Below are 5,781 nucleotides of genomic sequence, written 5' to 3'. Positions count from 1 at the left end.
GCGCGGTGATCCTCGACCCGGCGCGGCCCATCGACGGCCTGACCGATTCCAAGAAGCTGACCGAGGCAAAGCGGGATGCGCTGGCGCCGATGATCCGCGACCGGGCCGCGGCGTGGAGCGTGGCGCATGCGACCCCGGACGAGATTGACCGGCTGAACATTCGCCAGGCGACGTTCCTCGCCATGGAGCGGGCCGTGACGGGGCTGGGCCTGGCGCCGGGGCATATATTGGTGGATGGCAACGCCCTGCCCGCCGGCTTTCCGTGCGCGGCGACAGCGATTGTGAAGGGCGACCTGACCGAGCCCGCGATCTCGGCTGCCTCAATCCTCGCCAAGACGGTGCGCGACGCGCTGATGAAGGAGATGGATCTGGCGTTTCCGGCCTATGGCTTTGCCCGGCACAAGGGTTATGGCACCGCCGCCCATGCCGAGGCGCTGATGGCGCACGGGCCCTGCGCCCACCACCGGATGAGCTTCGCCCCGGTCAAGCGGGCACTGGCCGCGAGCGCCTGATTCGCCCCTGACCGCCCTGCCCGGCGCTCCCCCCTTGCTCTGGGGCCCGGAGCTTAACCAATTGGGAAAATCGGGAAGGAATTCTCCCCCTCAGGCCCCCGAAATCGCCACATTTTAACGGCTGATTAACCGTAGCAAGAGAGCTTCGCGCGAAATGGGAGGGCTCCGCATATGTGGATATTGTTCGGGTGGCATACTTGGTGGGGCGAGTCTGGCCGGCCCTATCGCTTCAAGATCACGCTGACGCCGAAGGGCCTGCCGAATGATGGCGGCATCTATGTCTTCGTGCAGCGCCGCTTCGTCTTCTTCCTGTTCCCGCTCTACATCGGCAAGGCCGCAAACTTCAAAAGCCGCCTGATCGGCCATGAACGCTGGTGGGAAGCCTGGTGGAAGCGCGGCGCGACCGAGCGGCACGTTCTGGTCCTGAAGAAGGAATCGGACCGGGCGCGCGTGGAGGAAGACCTGATCCGCCGCTACCAGCCGCGCATGAACAACATCCTCGTGCCTCGCGGCAGCAATGATGCGCCCAACAACAAGCGCCTGCGCTTCTGGTGGAGCATCAAGCGCTTCTTCCGCATTCCCTTCCTGGCGCGCTAGGCCGACTTTCAGCTTGGCCCATGCGCCCCTTTTGCTAGGGTGATGCCGGGGCTGGACCTGAAAGGACTGAACCATGTTCGAAATTTCCCGACTTGCGCTCGCGGGCTTGCTTGTCGCGTTGGGCGCTTGCACCAGCGTGCCGAGCGCAACGCAGGCCGATCTCGAACAAGAAGAGGCCGTATTGCGGGCCCTTAAATCAGACACCTGGCCCGGCCTCTATGCGGCAAACGATGCCGATGGACTGGCGGCATTCCTGGCCGATGACTTCGTCTTGATTGGCGGCGGTGTCCGCACCCGGACCGAAGAAGTGAACTGGATGCGCGAAAACAGCTGGGACGGGCCGGCGGATTTCGTGTTTGAAGTGGATGACGTCATTTTCCTCACGCCAGACTCTGCATTGGTCTACGGACGCGGCCTGAGCACGCGCATGGCTGAGGACGGCACACCTTGCCGACACAGTTACATGTCTTCCAACACGCTGCGAAGAACAGATGATGGCTGGCACCCCGTCTCGTCACACGTCTCCGATGCCACTTGCGACCCGGTTGCCTTGGAAGATTAGGCGTTCGACAGCCCTCTGGCGCCCCTGTGACGGGGCTCTGGCGGGCTTCTGGCGGCGCCGTGGCGGCGTCAAGACGTGGTCGGCCAAGGGGTTTTTCCGCACTTTCATGGAGGTTACAAACAACCCGGAGAAAGGGGAACGAGATGCAGTATGATGCAGATGCCGCGAAGATCAAACGCTGGCGGGAAGAGCGCCACTGGTCGCAGGAACATCTGGCCGAACTCGCCGGAATTGGCGTGCGCACCGTTCAGCGGATCGAGACGGGGGACAAGGCGTCTGGCGACTCCCTGAAGGCGCTGGCGGCGGCATTCAATGTCGATGTCATGGCGCTGACGGTGGACGCAAAGACCGAAGCCGAGACGATGATCCGGGAAAAGAACGCCAAGGCGACCGCCGCCATGCGGCTCGGTTTCTTCATCCATCTGGCCAGCTATCTGTTCGGCATGATCGTGTTCGCCGGGATCAGCCTGACCGTTGGAGGTGATCGCTATGCCATGCTGACGCCCACCATATGGTGGACGGTCGGACTGGCCGGGCACGCCCTGGCGCTGGCCCTGGTCGAACTTACGGCCCGCTACCAGCAACAGGTCGGCGCGGCGGACTGATCCGATCGCGCGGATTGAAACCGGCACCATACGCCGTTAAGTTGATGGTCCAGAGGGCTTTCGAGGATTCCCATGAAGAAGACACTGATGGCGGCGGCGCTGATAGGCGCCGTTTCGTTTTTTGCGCTGCCCGCCTCCGCCCAGTCACAGGAATCGCTGCGCGCGGAGCTACAGGCCGCGCTGACCGGGAACGATCTCGACGCGGCGCTGGACCTTGCCGACCATCTGTATAACACGGCACGTGCGGAAAATGATGCGGCAGGCGCGGGCGCAGCGGCCTATTCGCGGGCTGAGATCCTGACGGCGCAGAACGCGCATGAAGACGCGGCCAGAGCGTATGAACAGTGCGAAGACCAGTATCGCGCGATCAGCGCGGCGGCGCAGTCTCTGCAATGCGCGCTGCGGGCCGCAACCTCGCTTCAGTCGGCCGGGAAACCGGGCAATGGCCTCGACAAGCTGCAGGATGTGGCGCGAGAGCTCGAAGACATAGGTCAGGACCAGTCCGGCTTTGCCGTCGGGGTCTATATGGCATTGGCACAGGCGACGCTGCCGCCGAAGTTTCACCGTTTGGAAGGCGCGCGCAGCAAGCGTGAAAAGACCATAGCCTACACCAACAAGACAATGCGCGCACTTGAGGCGATTGGGCAGGCAAAAAGCGAACACTACGCCTCCGCCTTGATGCTCAGAGGCGAAGCTCAGGAAGACATGCAAGATTACGAGGCGGCCGCCGCGTCTTACAAAGCCTTTCTCGAACTTTACCCGAACTTGCCGAATGCTTCTGAGGGCGTGTACGAAAACGCCCGCAATCGCTATCAGATCACTCAGTCCGAGATGGATGACAGCGAGGACGACACGTTCACCGTCACTGGCAAGGATGGCGAAGAGATCGTCCTGACCATTGAGCGCAAGCGGGAGGTTCGTTCACCGCGCGCGGGCAAGGAAACCCGCTTGGCTGATGGGGCCAGCGTCCGTGCGAAGATTACATTAAAAGCAGATGGACGCGTGGAAGATATCGAAATCCTTTCGAGCAAGCCGAACGAAAAGTATGGCGAGTCGTTTGAAAACGGCGTGAAGCATTGGCGCTTCATTCCGCCGAAGGGTGTATCAGGGACGGATGTGCCCCCTTTCGAATATGGCATGATTTTCTATGTGACGCGCCGCAACTCGGCCGAACGGCGTGAAATGCTTGCGCGGGAAACCCGGCCCGTGAGATAGGGCGCGTATGGCAGATGACACCTCCTCCTTTTCTGCGGCGCCGCCCCTGTTTGCGGATGCGCCGTCTGGCGTCAGCTTCAAGAAGCTGCGCAAGCGGCTGGTGCGCGGCGCGCTGAAGGCGATTGACGACTACAAGATGGTCGACCGGCGCGCGGTGGATGCGGGCGAGACCCCGCGCACGAAATGGCTGGTCTGCCTTTCCGGTGGCAAGGATTCCTACGGCTTGCTGGCAGTATTGCTGGACCTGCAATGGCAAGGCGCACTGCCGGTGGACCTGGTGGCCTGCAACCTTGACCAGGGCCAGCCGGGCTTTCCGAAGCACGTCTTGCCGGACTGGCTGGAGCGGGTCGGAGTCAAATACAGGATCGAGACCGAGGACACCTATTCCATCGTGACCGAAAAGGTCGAGGCGGGGCGGACCTATTGCTCGATGTGCTCGCGCCTGCGCCGGGGCATTCTCTATCGCATTGCCCGGGAAGAAGGCTGTGAGGCGATCGTGCTGGGTCATCACCGCGATGATGCGCTGGAAACCTTCATGATGAATTTCGTGCATGGCGGACGCATGGCCGCAATGCCGCCGAAACTGCTGAATGATGAGGGCGATGTCTTCGTGCTGCGCCCACTGATCACCGCCGCCGAGGATGATCTGGCCAAGTTTGCCACCGCAATGGAATTTCCGATTATTCCTTGCAATCTATGTGGCAGCCAAGACGGGCTGCAGCGCGTGGCGATGAAACAGATGCTGGACGAATGGGAACGCAAGAAGCCCGGCGTGCGGCAGGTGATGGCGCATGCGCTGGCCACAGTGCGGCCGAGCCATTTGCACGACCCGCGCGTGTTCGACTTTGCCGGGCTGGAGATCGGCGACGCCGGCGAAGACGATCCGAACGTTCCGTTCTAGGCGACGTCAGTCCGGCGCGTTCACGAACAACAGGACAATGCCGCTCGATATTGCGTACTGGAACGCGCCGCCTTGCGCAGCAGCGCCCAGCGGAGTCTGCCACATCTGGAAGTAGGCGCCTCCGATCACCATGAACAGACCAAACCAGACCAGGAGCGCCATGACACACCCCATGATCGCCCAGGTCTTTGCGTCGTTAAAACCTTCAGCTGATCCCCCCCGCACCCGGAACATGTCGTATGCACCCTTGAGCGAGAACGCGGCGACCAGAAGTTCCCCGAGAATGATGAAACACAGCACAATCGTGATCAGGACGGGCGACGAGATTGCGGGCCCGAAGGCGTTGGGATAGGCCTCGTTGCCTGCCATGGGCAGCACGCCCTGAACGAAACTGGTCGCCGCTTCGAAATTGACGATGTTGTTGAGCGCGTAGAACAGGCCCTGTAGCCCGACAAACAGGATCAGAATGATTTTGGAAATGCGTATCATGGCGTCCTCCCTACCAAGAGGATCACATTAAACGAGTTTTCTGGAAATTGCGAGAATTCGACCCGTGACGCAAAAAGGGCGGCCCAAAAAGCCGCCCTTCTCCAATATCCTTCTGAACCTCAAAGGCTATTTCCGCCAGACGGCGGCCATGGCCGGATCTTCCTCTTCGCCCGTATACTTGCGGGTTTCGGCGCGGCCGACAACCATGTGGTGTACTTCATCCGGACCGTCCGCGAGGCGCAGGGTGCGCTGATTGGCGTACATGCGGGCCAGTGGCGTCCATTGGGACACACCGGCGGCGCCGTGCATCTGGATGGCATCGTCAATGATGGCGCAGACACGTTCCGGCACCATGGCCTTGACCATGGAAATCCAGACGCGAGCTTCCTTGTTGCCCAGCACGTCCATCGCCTTGGCAGCCTTCAGCACCATCATGCGCATGGACTCGATCTCGATGCGCGCGCGGGAGACCTTTTCGAGGTTTCCGCCCAGCTTGATCAGGTCACGGCCAAAGGCCTGACGCGTCATGCCGCGAACGACCATCAGGTCGAGTGCCTTCTCAGCCGCACCGAGCGACCGCATGCAGTGGTGGATGCGGCCAGGCCCCAGACGAAGCTGGGAAATCTCGAAGCCACGGCCTTCGCCGAGCAACATGTTTTCCTTCGGCACACGTACATTCTCGAAACGGATGTGCATGTGGCCATGCGGGGCATCCGGATCACCGAAGACGTGCATGGGGCCGAGAATGGTGACGCCCGGATGCGGCAGCGGCACCAGGATCTGGCTCTGCTGCTTGTTCGGGGCGGCGTCAGGGCTGGTTTTCACCATGGTGATCATGATCTTGCAGCGCGGATCGCCTGCGCCGGAAATGTAGAATTTCTCGCCATTGATGACCCACTC

At 61.5% G+C, this 5,781-nt stretch carries 8 protein-coding genes; 6 read left to right on the top strand and 2 right to left on the bottom strand.

The annotated features are described in order from the left end of the window. From B4F73_RS15065 to ttcA, 6 genes are all read left to right on the top strand, one after another. Positions 1–512, top strand: a 512-nt coding sequence (locus tag B4F73_RS15065) for a ribonuclease HII (protein WP_290483673.1), incomplete at its 5' end; no start/stop codon positions are given. 171 nt (positions 513–683) lie between these two features. After that, positions 684–1,109 carry a GIY-YIG nuclease family protein gene (locus B4F73_RS15060; protein ID WP_206992579.1) on the top strand — a complete coding sequence of 142 codons (426 nt, stop codon included), beginning with the start codon at positions 684–686 and terminating at the stop codon, positions 1,107–1,109. A 73-nt stretch (positions 1,110–1,182) separates the two neighbouring features. Further along, positions 1,183–1,671: a YybH family protein gene (locus B4F73_RS15055; protein ID WP_290483672.1), complete on the top strand. Its 489-nt coding sequence runs from the start codon at positions 1,183–1,185 to the stop codon at positions 1,669–1,671. A 143-nt stretch (positions 1,672–1,814) separates the two neighbouring features. Then, on the top strand, positions 1,815–2,276 hold the full coding sequence (locus B4F73_RS15050) for a helix-turn-helix domain-containing protein (RefSeq protein WP_206992577.1): 462 nt from the start codon (positions 1,815–1,817) through the stop codon (positions 2,274–2,276). Positions 2,277–2,348: 72 nt separating this feature from the next. Further along, entirely contained in the window at positions 2,349–3,491 is a 1,143-nt protein-coding gene (locus B4F73_RS15045; RefSeq protein WP_290483671.1) for an energy transducer TonB family protein, read from the top strand. Between the two features lie 7 nt (positions 3,492–3,498). Further along, complete coding sequence (gene ttcA / locus B4F73_RS15040; RefSeq protein ID WP_290483670.1) at positions 3,499–4,392, top strand: tRNA 2-thiocytidine(32) synthetase TtcA; 894 nt, start codon at positions 3,499–3,501, stop codon at positions 4,390–4,392. A 6-nt stretch (positions 4,393–4,398) separates the two neighbouring features. Here the strand turns inward: ttcA and B4F73_RS15035 are convergent, their stop codons facing one another. Further along, positions 4,399–4,881 carry a DUF2165 family protein gene (locus B4F73_RS15035; RefSeq protein WP_290479042.1) on the bottom strand — a complete coding sequence of 161 codons (483 nt, stop codon included), beginning with the start codon at positions 4,879–4,881 and terminating at the stop codon, positions 4,399–4,401. Between the two features lie 126 nt (positions 4,882–5,007). Then, a partial coding sequence (locus B4F73_RS15030; protein ID WP_290483669.1) for an acyl-CoA dehydrogenase family protein occupies positions 5,008–5,781 on the bottom strand: 774 nt, incomplete at its 5' end.

Origin of the sequence: Hyphomonas sp. UBA3601, assembly GCF_002375605.1 — a bacterium.
Lineage (GTDB): Bacteria > Pseudomonadota > Alphaproteobacteria > Caulobacterales > Hyphomonadaceae > Hyphomonas.
This window is presented reverse-complemented; position numbering and strand designations above follow the sequence as displayed.